The sequence below is a fragment of the Pseudoalteromonas issachenkonii genome (assembly GCF_002310795.1).
Classification (GTDB): Bacteria; Pseudomonadota; Gammaproteobacteria; order Enterobacterales; family Alteromonadaceae; genus Pseudoalteromonas; species Pseudoalteromonas tetraodonis.
The window spans coordinates 1586591-1609557 of the sequence record NZ_CP011030.1 but is presented as its reverse complement, the minus strand read 5'-3'; the positions used below and the strand labels follow the sequence as shown (position 1 = coordinate 1609557).

22 protein-coding genes are annotated in these 22967 nt (G+C 40.3%); 8 read left to right on the top strand and 14 right to left on the bottom strand.

Translation table 11 applies throughout. From position 1 onward, the window contains the following. Window position 1: 1 nt before the first annotated feature. Window positions 2-1018, bottom strand: coding sequence for an efflux RND transporter periplasmic adaptor subunit (locus PISS_RS07395; RefSeq protein ID WP_013464883.1), 1017 nt, complete (start codon window positions 1016-1018; stop codon window positions 2-4). A 221-nt stretch (window positions 1019-1239) separates the two neighbouring features. Between PISS_RS07395 and PISS_RS07390 the strand changes: the two genes are divergently transcribed. Next, entirely contained in the window at window positions 1240-1677 is a 438-nt protein-coding gene (locus tag PISS_RS07390) for a hypothetical protein (protein WP_013464882.1), read from the top strand. 58 nt (window positions 1678-1735) lie between these two features. Here PISS_RS07390 and trhO read toward each other — a convergent pair whose 3' ends face one another. Continuing rightward, entirely contained in the window at window positions 1736-2743 is a 1008-nt protein-coding gene (gene trhO, locus PISS_RS07385; protein WP_013464881.1) for an oxygen-dependent tRNA uridine(34) hydroxylase TrhO, read from the bottom strand. A 206-nt stretch (window positions 2744-2949) separates the two neighbouring features. Between trhO and PISS_RS07380 the strand changes: the two genes are divergently transcribed. Then, window positions 2950-4272 carry a DEAD/DEAH box helicase gene (locus tag PISS_RS07380; RefSeq protein ID WP_058154562.1) on the top strand — a complete coding sequence of 441 codons (1323 nt, stop codon included), beginning with the start codon at window positions 2950-2952 and terminating at the stop codon, window positions 4270-4272. Window positions 4273-4274: 2 nt separating this feature from the next. Beyond that, window positions 4275-5105, top strand: coding sequence for a CvfB family protein (locus PISS_RS07375; RefSeq protein WP_058154561.1), 831 nt, complete (start codon window positions 4275-4277; stop codon window positions 5103-5105). A 56-nt stretch (window positions 5106-5161) separates the two neighbouring features. Here PISS_RS07375 and PISS_RS07370 read toward each other — a convergent pair whose 3' ends face one another. The 10 genes from PISS_RS07370 to gyrA all read right to left on the bottom strand — a co-directional run bounded on the left by PISS_RS07370 (window position 5162) and on the right by gyrA (window position 15900). After that, window positions 5162-5536: a hypothetical protein gene (locus PISS_RS07370; RefSeq protein WP_232311348.1), complete on the bottom strand. Its 375-nt coding sequence runs from the start codon at window positions 5534-5536 to the stop codon at window positions 5162-5164. 90 nt (window positions 5537-5626) lie between these two features. Continuing rightward, window positions 5627-6331 (bottom strand): orotidine-5'-phosphate decarboxylase, encoded by a 705-nt coding sequence (pyrF, locus tag PISS_RS07365; protein WP_058154560.1) that lies wholly within the window; start codon window positions 6329-6331, stop codon window positions 5627-5629. Between the two features lie 33 nt (window positions 6332-6364). Beyond that, window positions 6365-7501 carry a lipopolysaccharide assembly protein LapB gene (lapB, locus tag PISS_RS07360; RefSeq protein ID WP_028835278.1) on the bottom strand — a complete coding sequence of 379 codons (1137 nt, stop codon included), beginning with the start codon at window positions 7499-7501 and terminating at the stop codon, window positions 6365-6367. A gap of 2 nt (window positions 7502-7503) precedes the next feature. Continuing rightward, window positions 7504-7785: a lipopolysaccharide assembly protein LapA domain-containing protein gene (locus tag PISS_RS07355; RefSeq protein WP_008114742.1), complete on the bottom strand. Its 282-nt coding sequence runs from the start codon at window positions 7783-7785 to the stop codon at window positions 7504-7506. Window positions 7786-7806: 21 nt separating this feature from the next. Further along, complete coding sequence (gene ihfB / locus PISS_RS07350; RefSeq protein ID WP_008114744.1) at window positions 7807-8094, bottom strand: integration host factor subunit beta; 288 nt, start codon at window positions 8092-8094, stop codon at window positions 7807-7809. 67 nt (window positions 8095-8161) lie between these two features. Further along, the gene (gene rpsA / locus PISS_RS07345) at window positions 8162-9829 is read right to left on the bottom strand and encodes a 30S ribosomal protein S1 (protein ID WP_002961176.1); all 1668 of its coding nucleotides are present in this window, start codon (window positions 9827-9829) and stop codon (window positions 8162-8164) included. Window positions 9830-9924: 95 nt separating this feature from the next. Continuing rightward, entirely contained in the window at window positions 9925-10635 is a 711-nt protein-coding gene (cmk, locus tag PISS_RS07340) for a (d)CMP kinase (protein WP_016899929.1), read from the bottom strand. Window positions 10636-10742: 107 nt separating this feature from the next. After that, window positions 10743-12020, bottom strand: coding sequence for a 3-phosphoshikimate 1-carboxyvinyltransferase (gene aroA / locus PISS_RS07335; RefSeq protein ID WP_016899928.1), 1278 nt, complete (start codon window positions 12018-12020; stop codon window positions 10743-10745). After that, the gene (gene serC / locus PISS_RS07330; RefSeq protein ID WP_036956455.1) at window positions 12020-13102 is read right to left on the bottom strand and encodes a 3-phosphoserine/phosphohydroxythreonine transaminase; all 1083 of its coding nucleotides are present in this window, start codon (window positions 13100-13102) and stop codon (window positions 12020-12022) included. The genes aroA and serC overlap by 1 nt, the downstream gene beginning before the upstream one ends. Window positions 13103-13200: 98 nt before the next feature. Then, window positions 13201-15900 (bottom strand): DNA topoisomerase (ATP-hydrolyzing) subunit A, encoded by a 2700-nt coding sequence (gene gyrA, locus PISS_RS07325; protein WP_008465686.1) that lies wholly within the window; start codon window positions 15898-15900, stop codon window positions 13201-13203. 178 nt (window positions 15901-16078) lie between these two features. Between gyrA and ubiG the strand changes: the two genes are divergently transcribed. The 5 genes from ubiG (at window position 16079) to yfaE (ending at window position 21639) form a co-directional block, all read left to right on the top strand. Then, window positions 16079-16789: a bifunctional 2-polyprenyl-6-hydroxyphenol methylase/3-demethylubiquinol 3-O-methyltransferase UbiG gene (ubiG, locus tag PISS_RS07320; RefSeq protein WP_028835280.1), complete on the top strand. Its 711-nt coding sequence runs from the start codon at window positions 16079-16081 to the stop codon at window positions 16787-16789. Then, window positions 16789-17469 (top strand): HAD family hydrolase, encoded by a 681-nt coding sequence (locus PISS_RS07315; protein ID WP_058154559.1) that lies wholly within the window; start codon window positions 16789-16791, stop codon window positions 17467-17469. The genes ubiG and PISS_RS07315 overlap by 1 nt, the downstream gene beginning before the upstream one ends. Window positions 17470-17880: 411 nt before the next feature. Next, window positions 17881-20163: a class 1a ribonucleoside-diphosphate reductase subunit alpha gene (nrdA, locus tag PISS_RS07310; RefSeq protein WP_013464874.1), complete on the top strand. Its 2283-nt coding sequence runs from the start codon at window positions 17881-17883 to the stop codon at window positions 20161-20163. A gap of 73 nt (window positions 20164-20236) precedes the next feature. After that, complete coding sequence (gene nrdB / locus PISS_RS07305) at window positions 20237-21367, top strand: class Ia ribonucleoside-diphosphate reductase subunit beta (protein ID WP_013464873.1); 1131 nt, start codon at window positions 20237-20239, stop codon at window positions 21365-21367. Continuing rightward, the gene (yfaE, locus tag PISS_RS07300; RefSeq protein WP_008112475.1) at window positions 21367-21639 is read left to right on the top strand and encodes a class I ribonucleotide reductase maintenance protein YfaE; all 273 of its coding nucleotides are present in this window, start codon (window positions 21367-21369) and stop codon (window positions 21637-21639) included. The genes nrdB and yfaE overlap by 1 nt, the downstream gene beginning before the upstream one ends. A 97-nt stretch (window positions 21640-21736) precedes the next feature. On the opposite strand, the gene PISS_RS07295 is transcribed toward yfaE, so the two are convergent. Together PISS_RS07295 and PISS_RS07290 are read right to left on the bottom strand one after the other, a co-directional pair. Next, the gene (locus PISS_RS07295; RefSeq protein ID WP_058154558.1) at window positions 21737-22333 is read right to left on the bottom strand and encodes a DUF1287 domain-containing protein; all 597 of its coding nucleotides are present in this window, start codon (window positions 22331-22333) and stop codon (window positions 21737-21739) included. A gap of 27 nt (window positions 22334-22360) precedes the next feature. Then, entirely contained in the window at window positions 22361-22834 is a 474-nt protein-coding gene (locus PISS_RS07290; RefSeq protein ID WP_058154557.1) for a hypothetical protein, read from the bottom strand. Window positions 22835-22967 lie beyond the last annotated feature (133 nt).

The window sequence follows — 22967 nt, the reverse complement described above, 5'->3', positions numbered from 1 at the left end:
GCTACTCCTGCGTATTAGCGATTGGCGCTGAGAAGCTTAGCTCTTGGTTAGCTCGTAAGCGCTGTACGCCCTCTACCACTAAGTTATCTTGTTCTTTTAAAGCCCCCGAAACTAATAAACGACCTGCAAGGCGCTGTTCAATTTTAACATCAATTCGAGTGGCTTTTTTATCAACACTTGTCCATACGTAAGGGCCTGTTGCTCCCCACAGTAATGCCGCCTCAGGTACAGCAGCAAAACGTTGCCCTTCTACTTCAATATGAACACGAAAACTCATGCCAGGTAAGAACTTTTGCTGCGGGTTTTCAAGCTGCGCTTTTACACGTAAGGTGCGGGTTTGTGGGTCTATTCGTGAATCTAGATAAGCAATTTTTGCGTTTACAGCATTTTGTGACTGCCAAGGGAATACTTTTACATTGCCTTTATTGCGCAGCATATAAACGGCCGATTCTGGGGCGTTAAAGTTTATATATAAAGCACGCGTATCATCAATACTTGCAATCGCCGTTTGGGGAGTAATTCTGTCACCCACTTCAACGTCGGTAAGTCCCATAGTGCCGTTAAAAGGCGCACGAACTTGGCGGTCTTCAAATTCTGTTTCTGCTTGGGTAAGGGTCACTTTTGCTAATTCAACAACTGTTTTTGCATCATCCACATCACTTTGTGGCACAGCCCCTTTTGCTTGGCTTTGCTTTAAACGTGCGAGGGTTCTTTGGGTGTCAGCAAGTTTTATTTTTGCCTCTTCAAGTGCCGCTTTTTGTCTGCGTGAATCAAGTTCGAGTAACACATCACTGGCCTTTACGCTATCACCCGGTTTAAAATGCACCGCAGTTACTTTATCGCCCACAGCCGGATATAAAATAACCGAATGAATTGCTTCGGCGTTACCGACAGCCTGAACTTGCTCTTTAGCATGTTCCATCGCTACCTGCTCCACCACGACATTGGCACTCTTTACAGATAAACTTAACGACATTAAAGAAAAAAACACGCTGGTAAAAAAAATTCGCGATTTCAAAGGTTCACCCTAATTAATTATTATTTGCATTATGTTACGTAGTTTAACAGCTCTATGATCAATAAATAGCTAAGTACGATAAATTAGCAAAACAGTAAGCTGAAATTAAGCATGTTAGCCACTCTTACATATTTTTACAGCTGCATACAAAATCCACACATATTTAAATTACATTTATGACTATGATTTAGCTCATCAATATTTTTATTAAAGGCACATTTATGAAAAAGAGTTTAATTATGGTGATCTTGCTATCAGGCTGTGCATCACCAGGGATTGATCGGGCAGATCAAAATCAAGTTGTTAAACGTTATTATGCGTCTGTTGAATCAATACAAAAAGTAACACTCTCCTCAGAAGTGGGAACTGGAATAGCTGCTGGTGCGGGGTTTGGCTTTGTAGATAGCTTGGATGGCAACAAAGAAGAAATGATTGGCGGCGCCATTGTTGGTGGACTAGTCGGTGGATTATTTACTGCTTTATTTGAAGGGGGCAACACCGCGTATCAGTATAATCTATATGCTGCTGATGAAGGTGAATTTACCGTTATTCAAAAGAAAAAGCTCGATAAAAACACAAAATGTGTGCTCGTCAATGCTGCCAACAAGGTCACGCTCTCTACTACAGATACAAGCAATTGTGAAAAGAGTATAAAATAAAAAACCTCAGTTAAAACTGAGGTTTTTTTATTAATAACGTACAAACAAAAAGTACCGCTTATTTATTTCGCTGTGCTTCTTTTTGCGCTTTTTTAGCTTCTTTACGTTGTTGTAAAACAGCTTGTGCTTCGTTACCAATGTGGCCTTCACCGCGCGCTTGAGCAAGCTCTATTTGCTTTTGGCGCTCTGCAAAGCGAGCGCGTTGTTCATCGGTTACATTGTCAATACAGTGGTGACACGACACCCCTTCCATGTATTCTGGCTTTTGCTTTTCTTCTTCTGTGATAGGCATGCGACATGCGTGACATTGATCGTATGAGCCTTTTTGTAAGTCATGATTTACCGCTACACGGTTATCAAATACAAAACACTCGCCTTCCCACATGGTTTCTTCTTTTGGCACTTCTTCTAGGTATTTTAATATGCCGCCTTCAAGGTGATATACCTCATCAAAACCTTGCTCTTTCATATAGGCTGTTGATTTTTCACAGCGAATACCACCAGTACAAAACATGGCTACTTTTTTATGTTTTGATGGGTCTAGGTTTTCTTTGGCCCACTGAGGAAATTCACGGAACGTTTTAGTGTTTGGATCTACTGCGTTTTGAAACGTACCAATTTCAATTTCGTAATCATTACGGGTATCAACAAGGATCACCTCTGGATCAGAAATAAGGGCATTCCATTCATGTGGCTTAACATAACTGCCCACTACTTTTAATGGGTCTACGCCTTCAACACCCATAGTCACAATTTCTTTTTTCAGCTTAACTTTTGTGCGATAAAACGGGCATTCGTCATCAAATGATTCTTTGGTAACAATGTTGTCTAAATTTGGTTGGGTGTCTAACCACGCAAGTAAATTATCTATGCCTTCACGTTTTGCAGAGACAGTACCGTTAATCCCCTCTGCAGCAATTAATAAAGTGCCTCGTACTTCGTTTTGCTCCATTACATTAAGTAAAGGTTGGCGAAGTGCTTCAAAATCCGGCAGAGAAACAAATTTATACAGAGCGCATACAACAAAGTGTTCGCTGGTTACATTGTCTTTATGGACAGCAGTCATGGTATTCCTATTTTGCTTTTAAAACCCGCAAGGGGCGGTTTACCGAATCGTAAATCCGGCGCATATGGGGCGCGTATTTTACGCTTTTTTTATTTAAATGCAAAAAAATGGATGATAATGCGCTTTTTACTGTTAGCGCAGTAGCTCAGTGGGCTATAATGCGCGGATAAATTTATACAGACTTGCTCATATTGGAGAAACATACATTGCACTTTACTGATCTTGGGATTGATACTCGCCTAGAAACACAATTAGCGCACCAAGGGATCACCCAGCCTACCGATATTCAAGCTCATGCTGTGCCAACGGCACTGGCGGGACATGACATTTTCGCTCAGTCAAAAACTGGGTCAGGCAAAACTTTAGCGTTTTTATTACCGGCTGTGCAGCGTGTAATGAAACAAAAAGCACTCAGTAAACGTGATCCTCGTGTACTTATTGTTGCTCCAACTCGTGAGCTTGCGACCCAAGTTTTTACTCAACTTCGATTACTTATTGCCGGTACCAACATAAAGGCCGTTAAAATCCTCGGTGGCGAAAATTTTAACGACCAAATTAAAGCACTGCGTAACGACCCTCACTTTGTGGTCGCCACACCTGGGCGTTTAGCCGATCATTTAAAGCAACGTTCATTACAATTAAGTGGCCTAGAGTTACTTATATTTGATGAAGCTGACCGTATTTTAGATTTAGGTTTTACCGATCAACTTAAATTAATTAATGAACTGGCCGATCATCGTCTTCGTCAAACTTTGTTGTTTTCGGCGACATTAGATCATGCTCAAGTTGATGCGTTATCGCGTAATTTATTAAAAAAACCAAAACAAATTATGCTCAGTGCAGCCAATGAGCAACACAGTGATATTAAACAAACATTGTATTTAGCTGACCACCTTGATCATAAAGAAGCACTGCTTGAGCACTTTTTAAACCAAGATAACGTCGGCCAGTGCATTATATTTACTGCCACACGAGCTGATACCAGCCGTTTAAGTGAATCATTAAATAGTAAAGGCTTTAAATCTGTCGCATTAGCTGGGGATTTAACTCAAAGTAAGCGCCTTGATATTATGGATGCGTTTAGCCGTGAAAACTTTAAAATATTAATTACTACAGATGTTGCTTCGCGCGGTTTAGATTTACTCAGTGTTACCCATGTTATTAACTTTGATTTACCAAAACACGCAGAAGAATACGTTCATCGTATTGGTCGAACTGGTCGTGCTGGTTTTAAAGGTAACGCATTATCACTTGTGGGCCCTAAAGATTGGGCAAGTTACTTGGCAATAAAATCATTTTTAAATGATGAATTATCGTTTGCTGCTGTTGAGGGTTTAAAAGCGAAATTTAAAGGTATTAAAGAGAAAAAAGTAACGCCAATTAAACCGACTAAAAAAGCAGTGACCACGAATAAGCCACAGCCAAAACGAAAAGCAAAACCGAAAAAGCCAGCGGCCCCAATTAAAGCACCTATTAATATTGATGGTGATACCCCGATGCGTCGTAAAAAAAAGCCTGAGCAGGAATAATTATGAGTTACCTAGGAACCACCCAAACCCTTTTTGTTAAAGAAGTCAGCAACGAAGGTGCCTATTTAGATGGGCACGACTTAGGTGAAGTTTATTTACCTAAACATGAAATAAAACATGAGCTTGAAGCCGGCGATAGCATCAGCGTATTCACTTTTTTAGATAATGCAAACCTGCCAACAGCCACAACTAAAAAGCCGCATGCTCAAGTGGGTGAATATGCCCTACTGCGTGTAAAAGAAATAAACAGCATAGGCGCGTTTTTAGATTGGGGCTTAGAAAAAGACGTACTTGCACCGTTTAATGAACAAAAACCACGTATGCAAGAAGGCTACTCATATTTAGTGCGTTTATATCTTGATAACGCCAGTCAGCGTATTTGTGCCTCAACTAACTTTAACCGTTTTTTATCAAAAGATGAGCCTCAGTATAGTCACTTACAAGAAGTTGACTTAATTGTTGCAGGCAAAACTGATATTGGTTACAAGGTGCTTATTGAAGAATCCCATTTTGGCGTCGTGTTTTACAACATGGTGTTTAAAAACCTGTTTGTTGGTCAAAAGCTAAAAGGATTTATTCAAAAAGTACGTGAAGACGGGAAAATTGACGTCATACTTGAAAAACCAGGCATGGGTAAAGTAAGCGAGCTTGGTGAAAAAATAATGGAAAAACTAAAGGATGAGGGTGGCATATTAGCCATAGGCGATAAGTCTGATCCTGAATTAATTAAAAAAGTATTTTCGACCAGCAAAGCAAACTACAAAAAAGCCATTGGCGGTTTATTTAAACAAGGCTTAATTGATATTGAAGCTAAGTCTATTCGTTTAAAATAATTAAATAAAAAAGCCACTTAAGTTTTAAACCTAAGTGGCTTTTTAGTATCTGAAATTTATAACCTAATATTTTTATAAGGTAAGGTACAGCGAGAATATTCATTTGAGTATTCAATTAATTCTTTTTTAGAATCTAGATTTAACGGCGCTAGCCTAAAAACTTTTTCTGTACACTCATTTTGCATTTCATCATGTGTCGCAACACAGTCTCTGCTGCTAATATCTATTCCTGCTAACACACCTTCATTGGTGTAACACAGATGCTGGGCATAATTTTGAGCAATTTTTTTAAACTTGAATAAATCAACGGGGTAACCAGATACCAAGTCAGTAACGTTTGAAACATCATCATACATTTTAGTTGAAAAAACATATTTATTTACAGCAAAGCCACTAATGATAATTACAACTAAAAATATTATTATACGCAAAGCAAATCCCTCACTGCACACCCATAATTTAAATGTAGCACAAAGAAAAGCAGTTGTAAGGAACTGCTCTCAATTATGCTAATTTTTAATTTAAGCTATTGATTCATTTACATCATTTAGTACTTTTACAGGGTTTTGTGCCTGAGTGATCGGACGCCCTATTACTAAGTAGTCACTGCCCGCTTCAATGGCTTCTTTAGGTGTCATAATGCGTTTTTGATCGCCCGCATCACTTCCCGCTGGGCGAATACCTGGGGTTACTAGTTTAAATTCTCTGCCTAAAGCCGCTTTTAGAATTTCAGCTTCTTGTGCTGAACACACTACACCATCAAGCCCTGCTTGCTTTGTTAATTTTGCTAAATGCATAACTTGCTCTTGGGGTGATTTAGTTATACCTAAACGCTCAAGTTCAGCTTCGTCCATGCTGGTTAATACAGTTACCGCAATCAGTAATGGCGCTTTGTCGCCAAACTGCTCGAGTGCTTGTTTAGCTTTATGCATCATTTCATAACCGCCCGATGCATGTACATTGACCATCCATACACCCATTTTAGCCGCAGCAGTCACCGCTTTAGCAACGGTGTTTGGAATATCGTGAAACTTTAAATCTAAAAATACATCAAAACCTAAATCGACCAATTCTTTAACAAATGCAGGACCAAAATAAGTAAACATTTCTTTGCCCACTTTTAATCGACAGGTATCTGGTGATAACTGTTTTACAAATGCTAAAGCAGTTTGCTGATCATCATAATCAAGCGCGATAAGAATTTTTTTTGATTTTTCGAAAGACATAACTATCCTACTAGTGAGCGAAAAGTATAAAGATTAAAATCCGTCTAAGCCTCTGCTAGGCACAATGGTTTCCCAGTGTTTACATGAAGGGCAATTCCAATAAATGGTGTAGCTAGTAAAGCCACAATGCTGACATTGAAAGTCAGGTTTAGTGGCAATGTACGAAGTAACAAGTTTATCGATTTGATTAAGCACATCTTTTGTATTTTTATTTTCTGTACTCATTAACTGTAATAAAAAACTAAAGCCACGAATAGTGGGTTGACGTTTTAAATTATCAGTTAAAAATTCAAAGGCTTGTTCAGTGTGTCCTTGCTCAAGCAAGGCTTGGCAATGCTGTATTTTTATCATCACCCCACCCTTTTCTAGTAACTCAGTAATGAGTTCATGGAATTGGTGAGTTAATTTTAATTGCTTATAGCTGTGAGCTAACTTTTCAATAAACAATGGCGCAAAAAAAGTAAATTGGCAGATTAATTCTCGCCAATAGTAAATTGCTTTTACGTAATCTTCTTTGGTGTAAGCTGACAGTCCAAGCTCATATAAAGGCCTAATTGTTTTAAAGTTTAAGCTAATGGCTTTGCGCATAAGTTGTGGGTTATTACTGGCAATGGCATGCTCACAGTAAAAATTAGCGATGGCTTTAAAGTGTTGTTCTTTTGAAAAAAGCTCAGTATGCGCTTCAAACATATTAATGCCTTTTTGCCATTCACGGGTTTGTGAATATAAAGAAATAATAGGATCGAGTGCATCTGCATGGCTATTTTTTACCAGCCATATTAAATGTTCTTCTGCGCTGTCTAATAAGCCAGCCATAATATAATCTTCGGCTAGTTCTAAACGGCTATTAGCGGCTTGTTTTTCGTTAAGACTTGGGTGTTTTAGCAGTAGTTCGTGAATTTTTATTGCGCGGTCAAGCTCACCACGGCGGCGAAACATGGTGGCTAAAGTAGAATAATGTTCAACAGAGTCAGCAGCTACTTCGAGCAAATTAATTAAATGCTCAAGCCCCTGATCTTCTTCTCTGTCCAGTAAAAACTTTAAGCCTTTACTGTATTCAGAAGTAATTTGACGATTAAACTGATGAGCCTGATTTTTTGCACTGTTTTTCCCCATGATCCAACCATAACCGGCAGCAACGGGAAGCAGTAAAAACAACAGCTCAATCATAATTAGGTGTCTTTGTTGGCAATACGCTTTTTATTATCTTTTTCAGGCGTTAATTGCTTTTTTAAACGGTAATTTTGCCACTTTAATTGCGTGAACAATTTAAAACTCACAAAACAACCCACTACAACACCTAGCAAAAAGCAGATACTTATTATAACGGCTAAAGGTAATGTATTACTGGCTATTATGTAGTTAATTTGTGTTAATTGTGGGTTTTGAGAACCCAATACAAATGCACCAATTAAAAAAAGTGCCGCCAGAATAATTTTTAATACCTTGAACAAGTAACTACTCCAATAAGTTTACTAAGCAATGCTCTCGTTTACACGGTCACGTAGTTCTTTGCCTGGTTTAAAATGAGGTACATGCTTACCATCTAACTCTACAGTTTCACCTGTTTTAGGGTTACGGCCTGTACGAGGCGCACGGTAATGCAAAGAGAAACTTCCAAAACCTCGGATCTCAATACGATCTGAAGAAGATAATGAGCCGGCCATTTGTTCAAGAATTTCTTTAACAGCGTTCTCAACATCTTTCACAGGAATATGTGAATGTTGTTCAGCAAGTGTTTCTATCAGTTCTGACTTAGTCATAGCGTTTCCTTAAAAAGAAATAGTGGAAGGGCATAAACTGCCCTTCCAATTAAAAGACTATAATTAATTAGTCTTTTTGTGCATTTGCGAAAGCAGCTGCCATTGCGTTTTCAAACACTGGCTCTTCTTTCTTAAGCTTCTCTAGTACTTCTTTCTCTTCTGCTTCGAAAAGAGCTTTAACAGATAAGCTTAAAGTGCGGTTCTTACGATCAACACCAACGTATTTAACTTCGATTTCGTCGCCTACAGAAACAACAGTAGTTGCATCTTCAACGCGCTCTTGAGCGATATCAGCTACACGGATGTAACCTTCAACGCCTTCGATAAGTTCAACAGTTGCGCCTTTCGCATCAACTTCAGTCACTTTACCTTTAACAATAGCACCTTTTTTGTTTGCATCAAGGTAGTTATTGAATGGGTCAGCTTCGATTTGCTTAACACCTAGCGAGATACGTTCACGCTCTGGGTCAACTTGCAATACGATAGCAGTGATTTCGTCGCCTTTCTTGAATTCACGTACAGCTTCTTCGCCAGGTGTGTTCCAAGAAATGTCTGAAAGGTGTACAAGACCATCAATACCACCGTCAAGACCGATAAAGATACCGAAGTCAGTGATTGATTTGATCTTACCAGTAACTTGGTCGCCTTTGTTTTGTAGACGAGCAAATTCCTGCCAAGGATTAGCAATACATTGCTTAAGACCAAGAGAAATACGACGACGTTCTTCGTCGATTTCAAGAACCATAACTTCAACAGTGTCACCTAGTGATACAACTTTTGAAGGGTGGATGTTCTTGTTAGTCCAATCCATTTCAGAAACGTGTACTAGACCTTCAACGCCTTCTTCGATTTCTACGAAGCAACCGTAATCAGTAAGGTTAGTTACACGGCCAGAAAGTTTAGAACCTTCTGGGTAACGACCAGCGATAGCTGCCCATGGATCTTCACCAAGCTGTTTAAGGCCTAGAGATACACGAGTTTTATCTTTGTCGAATTTAAGAACTTTAACTGCGATTTCGTCGCCAACATTAACGATTTCTGAAGGGTGTTTAACACGCTTCCACGCCATATCAGTAATGTGTAGTAGACCATCAACACCACCAAGGTCAACGAATGCACCGTAGTCAGTAAGGTTCTTAACGATACCTTTAACTTCTTGACCTTCAACAAGGTTAGCAAGAAGCTCTTCACGTTCTTGTGAGTTTTCTGATTCGATAACTGCACGACGTGAAACAACAACGTTGTTACGTTTTTGATCAAGCTTGATTACTTTAAATTCAAGCTCTTTGCCTTCAAGGTGAGTTGTGTCACGTACTGGACGAACATCAACAAGTGAACCAGGTAGGAAAGCACGGATTGAATCGACTTCAACTGTGAAACCGCCTTTAACTTTACCGTTGATAACACCAGTAACAGTCTCTTGCTCTTCACATGCTTTCTCAAGACGGATCCACGCTTCGTGACGCTTCGCTTTCTCACGAGAAAGGATAGTTTCACCGAAACCGTCTTCGATTGCATCTAGTGCAACATCTACTTCGTCGCCAACAGCAACTTCTAGTTCACCAGCAGCATTTTTGAACTGCTCTGCAGGGATAGCACTTTCTGATTTAAGACCAGCATCTACAAGTACAATGTTGTTCTCGATTGAGATTACTGTACCTTTAACGATAGAGCCTTGCTCTGCTTCAAAACCCTTTAAGCTTTCTTCAAATAACTGCGCAAAATTTTCTGACATACGAATATACGTCTCATATATTAATACCAATAAGCAACCATGCTGCATGGGGTTGTTAAAATAGCACTGGCATCCTGCTGGTGCATAAAATGTATTTAGCTTCGTTTAGGAAGCTTACCTTCTGAGATGCTCGCATCTAATAAAGTTATAACTTTATCAAAGACTTGCTGTGCGTTGAGTTCGCTAGTATCAAGCTCAATCGCATCCTCTGCAGGTACAAGCGGCGCAACGGCGCGATTCATATCGCGATCGTCACGTGCTTGAATGTCCTGTAATAGACCACTTAGTGTAACATCAAGCCCGCGCTCATTCAACTCAACAAAACGCCTGCGAGCACGTTCTTCTGCACTTGCGGTTAGAAATATCTTTAATGGCGCATCTGGAAATACCACAGTGCCCATATCGCGGCCATCGGCAATTAAACCGTTTTCTGTTCTAAACGCACGCTGGCGGCGAAGCAACGCTTCTCGAACGCGCGGCAATGCGGCCACTTTCGACGCTGCAGCACCCACTTCTTCATTTCGAATAGTGGTGGTAACATCTTCGCCTTCTAAAATAATCTTTCCTGCATTAGTGTCACTGTCTATCAAAAACTGCACATCAAGATTTGCAGCTAATGGGACGAGTGCTTCTTCGTTATCTAACGCAATTTGGTGATGAAGTGCTGCAAGTGATAGTACGCGATAAATTGCTCCGCTATCTAACACATCCCAGCCTAATTTTTCAGCCAATAGGCGACAAACAGTTCCTTTACCAGAACCACTTGGGCCATCTACGGTGATTACGGGCATTAATAACGCCGGCATTTAAAACCTCCTTCAATGCACACCAAAATAAACCGCCACATTATACGCCAATTAATAAAGATTATCCGCTTTTAGTATGTAACTTTTTATAAATACTTATAAATAGCCTATTTACTGACAGATGCTAACACTTTGAAAAATGTTGGGAATGTCTTATAAGTACAGGCCGGATCGTTAATCGTTATGGGCTTGCCCCCTACTGCCACCATTGCAAAGCACATGGCAATACGGTGATCGTCGTAGGTATCTACAGCCACATTATTAAATTGCTTTGGCGGTGTGATCTCAATAAAGTCGTGCCCTTCAACCACTTCAGCCCCTACTTTTTTAAGCTCGGTGGCCATTGCATGTAAACGGTCAGTTTCTTTTACCCGCCAGTTATAAATATTACGAATAGCGGTTGGCCCTTTAGCAAACAAGGCAACAGTCGCCAAGGTCATTGCAGCATCAGGTATCGCATTAGCATCTATATCGATACCGTTAAGCTCGCCTTTACGAACAACTAAATGCTCGTCATACCAATCAATTTTGGCACCAACCTGCTCCATTACTTTAGCAAAACCAATATCACCTTGAACTGATTTAGCGCCAACGCCTTTAATTTCTATTTCGCCACCGGCAATTGCTGCAGCAGCAATAAAATAAGAAGCCGATGAAGCATCACCTTCAACCATTATGCGCTCAACCGCTTGGTATTGCTGAGCACCTTTAACGAAGAACGTGGTGTAATTATCATGCTCAACAGTTACACCAAAGCGCGCCATCACATCCAGAGTAATATCAATATAAGGCTTAGAGACTAAGGTACCTTTAATTTTAATGTATGTATCGCCTTTAAATAACGGCGCAGCCATGAGCAGCGCCGTTAAAAATTGACTTGAAATACTGCCGTCAATTTCGACTTCACCACCGGCTATTTGCCCACCGATAATTTTAAGTGGTGGGTAATCTTTATTTTTTAAATAACTTACATTACCACCCAAGGCTTGTAAGGCATCAACTAAATGACCAATTGGTCGCTCTTCCATGCGCGGCTCACCAATTAACTCATACTCACCAGCAATCGCACTCAGTACTGCCGTTAATGGCCGATACGCTGTACCTGCATTACCTAAAAACAACGGCTCAGTTGGCGTATTAAACACGCCACTCACGCCCTCTACGGTTGCTACGGTGCGTTCAGTATTAAGCGTTACATTAACGCCCAAGTGCTTTAACGCACCCAGCATATGGCGAATATCGTCGCTATCGAGTAAGTTTTCAACAACCGTGGTGCCGTTAGATAATGCTGCTAATAATAAAATTCGGTTTGATAAACTCTTTGAGCCCGGTAATGTCACACTGCCATTCACTTGTGAAATAGGGGCTAAGAAAAGTTGCTCCATTAACTATTCTCCTTGGCGAAGTTAGCCATAAAGTCAACTAAGGCTTGTACACCTTCCAATGGCATCGCGTTATAAATACTGGCGCGCATCCCGCCAACAATACGATGACCTTCAAGCGCTAACAAGCCCGCTTCTTTTGACTCTTTAACAAACTTATCATTTAAGCTTTCATCAACCAGCCAAAAAGGCACATTCATACGTGAACGGCAATGCTTCGCTACTTTATTGGTATAAAAATCTGAACCATCAATAAAATCATAAAGCAGCTGCGCTTTGGCAATATTATGAGCTTCCATGGCTTTTACACCCCCGGTTTGCTCAAGCCATGCAAATACTTCTGCCGCTAAATACCAAGCAAAAGTCGGTGGGGTGTTAAACATGCTGCCTTGTTTTGCTTCAAGGGCGTAATCTAAAATACCCGGCTTGGCGAGCCCTTCACGCTCAAGTAGCGTTTTGCGAACAATCACAATAGCAATGCCCGACGGACCGATATTTTTTTGTGCACCCGCGTAGATTAAATCAAATTTATTAACGTCAATTTCGCGCGATAAAATAGTCGACGACATATCGGCCACAATCGGCGCCGTTGGATGACTGGGTACATCAAATATTTCAAGGCCGTCTACGGTTTCATTCGGGCAATAGTGAATGTAAGCCGCATCAGCAGGTAAAACCCAATCGGCTACCTGCTTAATAGAAAACAGGCCGTTATCATCATTGCGCACATCAACAGCGTGTGTATTTGTAAACTTATCGGCTTCGCTGGTTGCACTTTTTGACCAAACGCCATTTTCACAATAAACTGCTTTTTTACCGTTAACATGAAGGTTTAAAGGTACGGCACTGAATTGACCTCGACCACCACCGTGCATAAATAGCACTTCAAACTCGTCACTGATATTCATTAAACGACGCAGGCTGGCTTCACATTTAGCGGTTAATGCTAAAAATTCATGACTACGATGACTTATTTCCATCACCGATACACCAAGACCTTGCCAGTTTAAAAACTCTTTTTGCGCTTTTTGCATAACAGCCGGTGGTAACATTGCAGGGCCTGCACAAAAATTATATATACTCATTACCTTTTCCTCATTCCAGTAATTTAACTTGAATTAAACTAATTTAATTTTTTTCAACCACATAAAAAAAGCGGCCAAGGCCGCTTTTTTCAATCTAATTATTCTGAAGGAGGATTGTCATCCGCCACTTCATCAATAACTGTATCTACTGTTTCAACGTCTTCGATATCAACCAAGTCACTTTCAGTCACTTCAATTTCTTCTATACGTTGTAAACCAACTACTTGCTCTTCGTCAATAGTTCTGATCAAAATAACACCTTGGGTGTTACGTCCAACCGTAGAAACTTCATTAACACGAGTACGCACTAAGGTTCCACGATTCGAAATAATCATTATTTCGTCGTTGTCATCAACCTGTACAGCACCAACAACAGCACCGTTACGCTCACTCACTTTGATTGATACAACACCTTGAGTTGCACGACTCTTAGATGGGTAATCTTCAAGTTGGGTACGCTTGCCGTAGCCATTTTCTGTCACTGTTAATATTGCACCATCATTCTTTGGTACAATAAGTGATACAACACGCTGATCGTCTGGCATCTTAATACCACGAACACCCGTTGCAGTACGGCCCATAGGACGTACACCTTTGAAACGGATTTCAGGTTTGCCTTCTTCGTCTAGTACTGGGTTACCATTTTCATCAACGACAGCTGTTTCTTCAGCCTCTTTAAAGCGAACAACTTTACCCGCATCAGTGAACAACATAATTTCGTTGCTGCCATCGGTAATATCAACACCGATTAAACTATCACCTTCGTTTAAGTTAACCGCAATAATTCCGCTTGCACGTTGACGACTGTATGCCGTTAATGGCGTTTTCTTAACCGTACCAAATGCTGTCGCCATAAAGATGTACTTATCATCTTCATAATCGCGTACTGGCAGGATTGCAGTAATACGTTCATCTGCTTCAAGTGGTAATAAGTTAACAATTGGCTTACCGCGTGCTGCACGACTGGCAAGTGGCAACTGGTATACTTTAAGCCAATATAAACGACCCGCTGTAGAGAAACAAAGAATAGTATCGTGAGTGTTGGCAACCAATAAACGTTCAATGAAATCTTCATCTTTCATCTTAGTTGCTGACTTGCCTTTACCACCACGACGCTGCGCTTCGTAATCAGTTAATGCTTGATACTTAACGTACCCTTCATGTGAAAGCGTAACAACTACGTTTTCTTCGTTAATTAAATCTTCAAGGCTTATATCGTGTGCTGCAGCATTTATTTCAGTGCGGCGCTCATCACCATATTGCTCTTTAATTTCAACGAGCTCATCACGAATAACTTCCATTAAACGCTCTGGATTTGCCAAAATGAATAATAACTCAGCAATCAACTCAAGTAATGATTGATATTCGGTAAGAATTTTTTCGTGTTCAAGACCAGTAAGTTTATGTAAACGTAAGTCTAATATTGCTTGAGCTTGTTGCTCAGAAATATAGTACTGACCATCACGAATACCAAGCTCGCTTGCTAACCAATCTGGGCGTGCTACGTTGTCTTCGCCTGCTTTATCAAGCATGGCTTTAACATTACCTAATTCCCATGGACGCGCTGTTAATGCAACTTTTGCCTCAGCAGGTGTTGGCGACTTACGGATAAGTTCGATAATTGGGTCAATGTTAGCCAGTGCAATCGCTAAACCTTCTAGCGTATGCGCACGGTCGCGGGCTTTGCGTAAATCAAATACCGTACGACGGGTAACAACTTCACGGCGGTGGATAATAAATTCTTCAAGCATTTCTTTTAAGTTGAAACACTTAGGTTGGTTATTAATTAACGCAACCATATTCATACCAAACACTGTTTGTAACTGAGTTTGTGAATAAAGGTTGTTTAAAATAACTTCACCTACGTCACCACGTTTGATCTCGATAACGATACGCATACCGTCTTTATCTGATTCATCACGTAATGCGCTGATCCCTTCAATTTTTTTATCTTTAACTAGCTCGGCGATTTTTTCAATCAAACGTGCTTTGTTAACTTGGTAAGGGATTTCATGAACAATAATGGTTTCGCGACCCGTCTTTTCATCGGTTTCGATGTCAGCACGCGCACGCATGTACACTTTACCACGACCGGTTTGATAAGCTTGTTCAATGCCTTTTTTACCGTTAATAATCGCCGCAGTTGGGAAATCAGGCCCAGGAATGTAATCCATTAACTCAGTAATGGTCAATTCAGGGTTTTGAATAAGCGCTAAACAGCCATTCACGACTTCTGTTAAGTTATGTGGCGGAATATTTGTTGCCATACCAACCGCAATACCCGATGAACCATTAACTAACAGGTTAGGTATTTTAGTGGGTAACACATCAGGAATTTGCTCTGTGCCATCGTAGTTAGGCACAAAATCAACCGTTTCTTTTTCAAGATCGGCTAATAATTCGTGCGACATTTTTGCCATACGTACTTCTGTATAACGCATTGCCGCTGCTGAATCACCATCAACCGAACCAAAGTTACCCTGACCATCTACTAGCATGTAACGCAGTGAGAATGGCTGAGCCATACGTACGATGGTGTCATAAACTGCACTGTCGCCGTGTGGGTGGTATTTACCGATTACGTCACCGACCACACGGGCCGATTTTTTGTAAGGCTTGTTCCAGTCATTACTAAGCTCGTTCATTGCAAACAAAACGCGACGGTGAACAGGTTTTAAACCGTCACGCACGTCTGGTAATGCACGTCCTACAATTACACTCATGGCGTAATCTAAGTAGGAGTTTTTTAACTCGTCTTCAATATTGACTGGCAGAATTTCATTGGCGAGATCAGTCATTTGATATCACATTCCTTCAGTATCAGCTCTTAACAACCCAGTATTAGGTATTAAGAGTGTTTGTTATTATTTCTAAGTAACCATGCTATCACAATTAATTTTAATTTACAGGCGCAAAACTTTGCGATTTATCAATTTAGGCCTATATAATGGCCTCAGATTGACGAGGAAGTATTTTATGACCGAACATCAAAATGTAGATAACGCAGAAATAGCAAAGTTTGAAGCCATCGCAGAACGTTGGTGGGATTTAGAAGGCGAATTTAAGCCGCTTCACGAAATTAATCCATTACGATTAGATTTCATCGCAGACAAAACCAAAGGATTATTTGATAAAGAAACCCTAGATGTAGGATGTGGTGGTGGCATTTTAAGTCACAGCATGGCGCGAATGGGCGCAAACGTAACAGGCATCGATATGGGCCAAGAGCCTTTAACCGTAGCTAAGTTACACAGCTTAGAAACAAGTGTCCCCGTTGAGTATATAAAAGTACCTGCAGAGCAGTTTGCAGATGAGCACCCTGAGCGCTTTGATGTGATCACTTGTATGGAAATGTTAGAGCACGTCCCCGACCCTGCTTCTATTATTCATGCGGTGGCTAAATTAGCAAAACCTGGGGCTGATGTTTTTTTCTCTACTCTTAATAAAACCCCAAAAGCTTACTTATACGCTATTGTCGGTGCAGAAAAACTGTTAAAAATGGTCCCAGAGGGTACCCATGACCATAAAAAGTTTATTAAACCTGCACAATTAATTGCATGGGCAGAGCAAGCTGGCTTAAAAGTACGTGCCAGTGCTGGTTTAAGTTACAACCCGCTTTCTAAGCAATACACAATGAATGATGATGTAAGCGTAAATTATATGCTGCATTTTGAGAAGTTAGCGTAATGGCAAGCTCTCAAACCCCCATTGTCCCAATGGAATATCAAGCATTGCTGTTTGACTTAGATGGCACTTTACTCGATACCGCTGATGATTTAGGCGCCGCACTGAACACCGTGCTGCAAAATCATCAACAGCCCCAAGTGGGCAGTGATATATATCGCCCCGCGGCTTCAAACGGTGCTGCCGCTTTATTGGCTGCTGGTTTTAAAGAAAGCTGGGCACAACAGCCGCAAGAGCAACTTTTACATGAGCTAGTCACGCAATACGCTGCCAATATTGCCACCCATACTCGATGTTTTGTAGGAATAGAGCAATTACTAATCGCACTTGATAACAAAGCAATACCCTGGGGAATTATGACTAATAAGCCCGGATTTTTAACTGATCCTTTAGTCAAGGCGATTCCTGCATTAAAAAATGCACGTATTGTGATAAGCGGTGATACCTTAGCTGAATCTAAGCCCTCACCCCTTCCTTTACTGTATTGCGCTGAGCAAATGAGTGTTGATCCTTCGCGTTGCTTATATATAGGTGATGCGCAGCGTGACATTCAAGCAGGTAAAGCAGCCAATATGCACACCGCAACCGCACTATGGGGATATGTACCGAGTGTTGACGAGGCATTGGCTTGGAATGCGGATTTTAATTGGCACAGTCCTATAGATGCATTTAACCACATATAGTGCCATGTTAATTAATAAACACTACATATTGTGATTGTGTTAGTTTTTACGCAAAGCTTGATGATAAAAAAAGCAGACAAAATTTATTTTAAAAAAGCGTAAATTTAATCTTTCCTTAGTTGATTTTTACAAATTTCAACTTAACCGATTGATCAAAGGTTAATGCCTACTAACACAATTACGTTATCCCAACGTTATCCACAATGAGAGCGGTTTCTGTCCCTTGCAAAAGATACCAGACCACACTATCTTGTGATCTCTAATTTGAACAACACCAGATATTGTGGCTAAATGTTATTCAATTAAATTCACCAAACCGGTGAAAATAACAATAAACGAATAGGCACTGCGCTTTTTTAGGTGCACGCATTGGTCAAAAATATTTAATTCCCAAGGAATACAGGCAAAGCTATGAACCAACAGTTATCTGTAAGCAAACGTGACGGTCGTAAAGAGCCACTCGATCTTGATAAGATCCATCGCGTTATTGAATGGGCCGCCGAAGGTTTAAATAACGTTTCGGTTTCACAAGTTGAACTTAAATCGCATATTCAATTTTATGACGGTATTCGTACTAAAGACATCCACGAAACGATTATTAAAGCCGCTGCGGATCAGATCTCAAAAGAATCACCTGATTATCAGTATCTTGCTGCTCGTTTAGCTGTATTCCATTTACGTAAAAAAGCCTATGGCCAGTTTGAGCCACCGCGTCTTTTTGACCATGTTACTAACATGGTTGAACAAAAACGTTACGATGCACATTTACTCGTTGATTACACAGAGCAAGAATTAGATGAGCTAGATGCGTACTTAGATCATTCTCGCGATCTTAACTTTAGCTACGCAGCAGTAAAACAGCTTGAAGGTAAATACCTAGTTCAAAACCGTGTAACGGGTGAAATTTACGAAAGCGCGCAGTTTTTATATATTTTAGTGGCTGCAAGCTTATTCTCTGATTACCCTCGTGATACACGTATTGATTACATTAAACGTTTTTATGATGCGGTTTCATTATTTAAAATTTCTTTACCTACGCCAATTATGTCGGGCGTACGTACGCCAACACGCCAGTTTAGCTCATGCGTACTTATTGAGTGTGGCGATAGCCTAGACTCAATTAACGCTACATCATCAGCGATTGTTAAATACGTTTCTCAACGTGCTGGTATTGGTATTAATGCAGGTCGTATTCGTGCACTAGGTAGCCCTATTCGTAACGGTGAAGCGTATCACACTGGCTGTATTCCGTTTTATAAGCACTTTCAAACAGCGGTTAAAAGCTGTTCGCAAGGCGGTGTACGTGGTGGCGCAGCAACCCTTTTCTACCCGCTTTGGCATTTAGAAGTTGAAAACTTATTAGTGCTTAAAAACAACCGTGGCGTTGATGATAACCGCGTACGTCACTTAGATTACGGCGTACAGTTTAATAAACTCATGTACTCACGTTTAATTAAAGACGATTACATTACGTTATTCAGCCCCTCTGATGTGCCTGGCCTTTACGATGCATTTTTTGAAGATCAAGACGAGTTTGACGCGCTATATGTAAAATATGAGCAAGACGAGTCAATTCGTAAAAAACGAATTAAAGCAATTGAGCTGTTCTCTATGTTTGCTCAAGAACGTGCTAGCACGGGTCGTATTTACTTACAAAACGTTGACCACTGTAATACACACAGTCCGTTTATCTCAAAAGTGGCTCCGATCCGTCAATCTAACTTATGTTTAGAAATTGCGTTACCAACTAAGCCTCTTAGCAACGTGAATGATGAAGAAGGTGAAATTGCACTTTGTACATTATCTGCGTTTAACTTAGGCGCGATTGAGTCTTTAGATGAACTAGAAGAGTTAGCTGAGCTTGCAGTACGCGCACTTGATAACCTACTTGATTTCCAAGACTACCCAGTACCTGCAGCTAAAAATGCAACCATGGGACGTCGTACGCTAGGCATAGGCGTTATTAACTACGCATACTACCTAGCTAAAAACGGTAAGCGTTATTCAGATGGCAGCGCAAATGCGCTTACGCACAGAACATTTGAAGCGATTCAGTACTACCTAATGAAAGCATCTAATGAGCTGGCAAAAGAGCGTGGTGCCTGTCCTAAATTTAACGAAACAACGTACTCACAAGGTATTATGCCAACTGATACGTACAAACGTGATTTAGATAAAATTTGTGATGAACCACTTCATCTTGATTGGGACGCGTTACGTGCCAGTATTAAAGAGCACGGTATGCGTAACTCAACACTGAGCGCATTAATGCCATCAGAAACATCATCGCAAATATCTAATGCAACCAATGGCATTGAGCCACCGCGTGGCCATATTAGTGTTAAAGCAAGTAAAGACGGTATTTTAAAACAAGTTGTCCCTGAGTACGAACGCCTTAAAGATAGCTATGAGTTACTGTGGGATATCCCATCTAACGATGGTTACTTACAATTAGTAGGCATAATGCAGAAATTTATCGACCAAACGATTTCAGCAAATACTAATTATGATCCAAATAAATACGAAGGCGGTAGAGTACCTATGAAAGTCTTATTAAAAGACTTACTTGGTGCCTACAAGCTAGGTGTTAAAACGCTGTACTACCATAACACCCGTGATGGCGCATCAGACGCACAAGAAGACGCTCCAGAAGTGGAAGATGATGATTGTGCAGGCGGCGCGTGTAAAATTTAATAGTTAAACTTAAAGCGGGCGCCTTGCCCGCTTTGTCCTGATAGTTTTAGTGATAGTTTTTTGAGTGATAAACATGTCTTATACTACTTTTAGCAGAAATCATAATAACCAAATGCAAGAGCCAATGTTTTTTGGTCAAACCGTTAACGTGTCACGTTACGATCAACAAAAATACCCTATTTTTGAAAAGCTGATTGAAAAACAATTGTCTTTCTTTTGGCGTCCTGAAGAAGTTGACGTAAGTAAAGACCGTTTAGACTTTCAAGCGCTTCCTGATCACGAAAAGCATATCTTTTTAAGTAACTTAAAATACCAAACTTTGCTTGATAGTGTTCAAGGCCGTTCGCCTAACGTTGCACTATTGCCAATTGTGTCAATTCCTGAGCTTGAAACATGGATTGAAACATGGGCGTTTAGTGAAACCATTCACAGCCGTTCATACACACATATTATTCGTAATGTAACTCAAGCGCCTGAACTCATCTTTGACGACATTGTTAGCAATGACAAAATTAGTGAACGTGCCGATGCCGTAACCACTTATTACGACGATTTAATTAACTCAGTGTCGCTTTACAACCTGTACGGTGAAGGCAAACATGATATTAATGGTGAAACCGTGGTGGTTAACCTATTCGAGCTGAAAAAGAAATTGTATCTGGCGATGATGTCAGTGAACATTCTTGAAGCTATTCGCTTTTATGTGAGCTTTGCGTGTTCATTTGCGTTTGCCGAGCGTGAGCTAATGGAAGGTAATGCTAAAATTATTAAGCTTATTGCCCGTGATGAAGCGCTTCACCTTTCAGGCACTCAGCATATTTTAAATATTATGCAAGATGGCAAAGACGACCCTGAAATGGCAATCGTGGCTGCACAGTGCCGTGAAGAAGCAATCAAGATGTTTGTTGACGCTGCAGAGCAAGAAAAAGAATGGGCCGAGTACCTGTTTAAAGATGGTTCAATGATTGGCTTAAATAAACATATTTTATGTCAGTATGTTGAATACATTACCAATGCACGCATGACTGCTATTGGTTTACCAGCACAGTTTGATAATAACAGTAATCCGATTCCATGGATCAACTCATGGCTTGTTTCTGATAACGTGCAAGTTGCTCCACAAGAAGCGGAAATTAGCTCATACCTTGTAGGTCAAATTGATTCACAGGTTGATGCTGCTGAATTTGGTGACTTTGATTTATAATGACTGATAGAACCACTGCAAGTGTCACGCTTGCAGATAACAGCCAGTGTTTAGATTTTACCGCTGGCTGCCCTTCTCTTTTACACTGCTTAGAATCGAATAAAATTGATGTTGCTTACCAGTGCCGTGAGGGATATTGTGGTGCGTGTCGTGCTACGCTTGTCTCTGGTGAAGTCAATTACAATGAAGAACCGTTAGCCTTTGTGCGTGATGGTGAAATACTGTTGTGTTGCTGCAAGCCCAATGGTGATATCAGTATTAATTTAAAGTAACTAGCAAACCACACAGTATAATGCCTAACAGCTCGCTTTATTCACTTACCTGTTTCTGCAATTATTACTCAAGTAATCGCGATTATAGCCGTGTTATTTACTCTGAATAAGCAGCAGGTACAAATCGGTAATGACCCGTAATTGTATAAGCAAAAAGCATATCGCTCATTTCAGGTCCGCGACCAATATTGTGCACAATAAGCGGGTGACCACTGTCCTGCGCTATTTGATTAACGACCATACCTATGTGCGGTAAATTGCCTGGCAGCATCCAAGTGACTATGTCACCGGTTTTATAATCTGCTGCATTAAGCGATTTAGTTAACACTTGAGCATGGCGCTCAAAGTAAACTTGTAAGTTAGGTACACGTCGATGATCAATGTTTTTATCTGGCTTGGTTAATCCCCAAATACGCTTAGAAGGATATGCGCGAAAATTGGCCTGCATGTCTTCATGTACTAACTTTTGTAAATCAATACCAAGCTGTCGATACGACCTAATTATAACATCAGTACACACACCAATATTATCGGGCACATCGCCACCAGGGTATTCAAGCCTATGATAGGCGCCATCGTAAGTTACTTGTTGCGTTGTTCTGTGGATCAATGCATTGACGATATCGTCATCAAAAGAGCTCGCCTGTACATTAAAGGCAGATAAAACTAGTACATAGAGCACAAAGCGCGACATATAAATTCCTTTTATAATATTTATTAACTAAAGCTGTTGAGTAATATAGTCAGGAATATTAAATTTATTTCCATTGCTGGTAAAGTGCGCATCAAGTGCATAGGCCATTTTTTCAAGCGGAGCATCATCATAACCACAGGTTTGGATTTCATTGATGTAGCGCATAATAAAAGCGTGAGCACCGAGCTCGCGCCATTGAACGACATGAGCCAGCTCATGAAAATGCACTCTTAAATTACGCGCAACATGAGGTAATATGTAATAAGTGTTTTTATAGGTGATCCCTGCTACATCCATGTCAATAAAATCGCTTAAACCAATTTCACGTAAACCAGTAAAGTCAGGCTTGGGAATGTGTTCAACAACCACATAAAATGCAGTTTTCAAAAAATCATGCGGGTAAAAGCCAGCAAATTCGCTAACAAATGCATCACAGCATATTCTTTGATGAACATACTCGCTATTCGTTTTATCAATCCATTGTTCTATTTGCGCTAGCATGTTTTCTCCAAAAAATTTGCTTAGTGACTTAACTTAAGCATAAATATTTAATGACGCAGAATTTGCTTTTATCAATAAAAAAGCGCCAATGGTATTATTACTGACGCTGATTATTAATAATGGCTATAAAATT

Excerpts from the sequence above, each read along its gene's own strand:
- PISS_RS07390 (WP_013464882.1), top strand. The coding sequence starts at position 1,240 with ATGAAAAAGAGTTTAATTATGGTGATCTTGCTATCAGGCTGTGCATCA.
- trhO (WP_013464881.1), bottom strand. The coding sequence starts at position 2,743 with ATGACTGCTGTCCATAAAGACAATGTAACCAGCGAACACTTTGTTGTA.
- PISS_RS07375 (WP_058154561.1), top strand. The coding sequence starts at position 4,275 with ATGAGTTACCTAGGAACCACCCAAACCCTTTTTGTTAAAGAAGTCAGC.
- pyrF (WP_058154560.1), bottom strand. The coding sequence starts at position 6,331 with ATGTCTTTCGAAAAATCAAAAAAAATTCTTATCGCGCTTGATTATGAT.
- lapB (WP_028835278.1), bottom strand. The coding sequence starts at position 7,501 with ATGATTGAGCTGTTGTTTTTACTGCTTCCCGTTGCTGCCGGTTATGGT.
- ihfB (WP_008114744.1), bottom strand. The coding sequence starts at position 8,094 with ATGACTAAGTCAGAACTGATAGAAACACTTGCTGAACAACATTCACAT.
- rpsA (WP_002961176.1), bottom strand. The coding sequence starts at position 9,829 with ATGTCAGAAAATTTTGCGCAGTTATTTGAAGAAAGCTTAAAGGGTTTT.
- cmk (WP_016899929.1), bottom strand. The coding sequence starts at position 10,635 with ATGCCGGCGTTATTAATGCCCGTAATCACCGTAGATGGCCCAAGTGGT.
- aroA (WP_016899928.1), bottom strand. The coding sequence starts at position 12,020 with ATGGAGCAACTTTTCTTAGCCCCTATTTCACAAGTGAATGGCAGTGTG.
- serC (WP_036956455.1), bottom strand. The coding sequence starts at position 13,102 with ATGAGTATATATAATTTTTGTGCAGGCCCTGCAATGTTACCACCGGCT.
- gyrA (WP_008465686.1), bottom strand. The coding sequence starts at position 15,900 with ATGACTGATCTCGCCAATGAAATTCTGCCAGTCAATATTGAAGACGAG.
- ubiG (WP_028835280.1), top strand. The coding sequence starts at position 16,079 with ATGACCGAACATCAAAATGTAGATAACGCAGAAATAGCAAAGTTTGAA.
- PISS_RS07315 (WP_058154559.1), top strand. The coding sequence starts at position 16,789 with ATGGCAAGCTCTCAAACCCCCATTGTCCCAATGGAATATCAAGCATTG.
- nrdA (WP_013464874.1), top strand. The coding sequence starts at position 17,881 with ATGAACCAACAGTTATCTGTAAGCAAACGTGACGGTCGTAAAGAGCCA.
- nrdB (WP_013464873.1), top strand. The coding sequence starts at position 20,237 with ATGTCTTATACTACTTTTAGCAGAAATCATAATAACCAAATGCAAGAG.
- yfaE (WP_008112475.1), top strand. The coding sequence starts at position 21,367 with ATGACTGATAGAACCACTGCAAGTGTCACGCTTGCAGATAACAGCCAG.
- PISS_RS07295 (WP_058154558.1), bottom strand. The coding sequence starts at position 22,333 with ATGTCGCGCTTTGTGCTCTATGTACTAGTTTTATCTGCCTTTAATGTA.
- PISS_RS07290 (WP_058154557.1), bottom strand. The coding sequence starts at position 22,834 with ATGCTAGCGCAAATAGAACAATGGATTGATAAAACGAATAGCGAGTAT.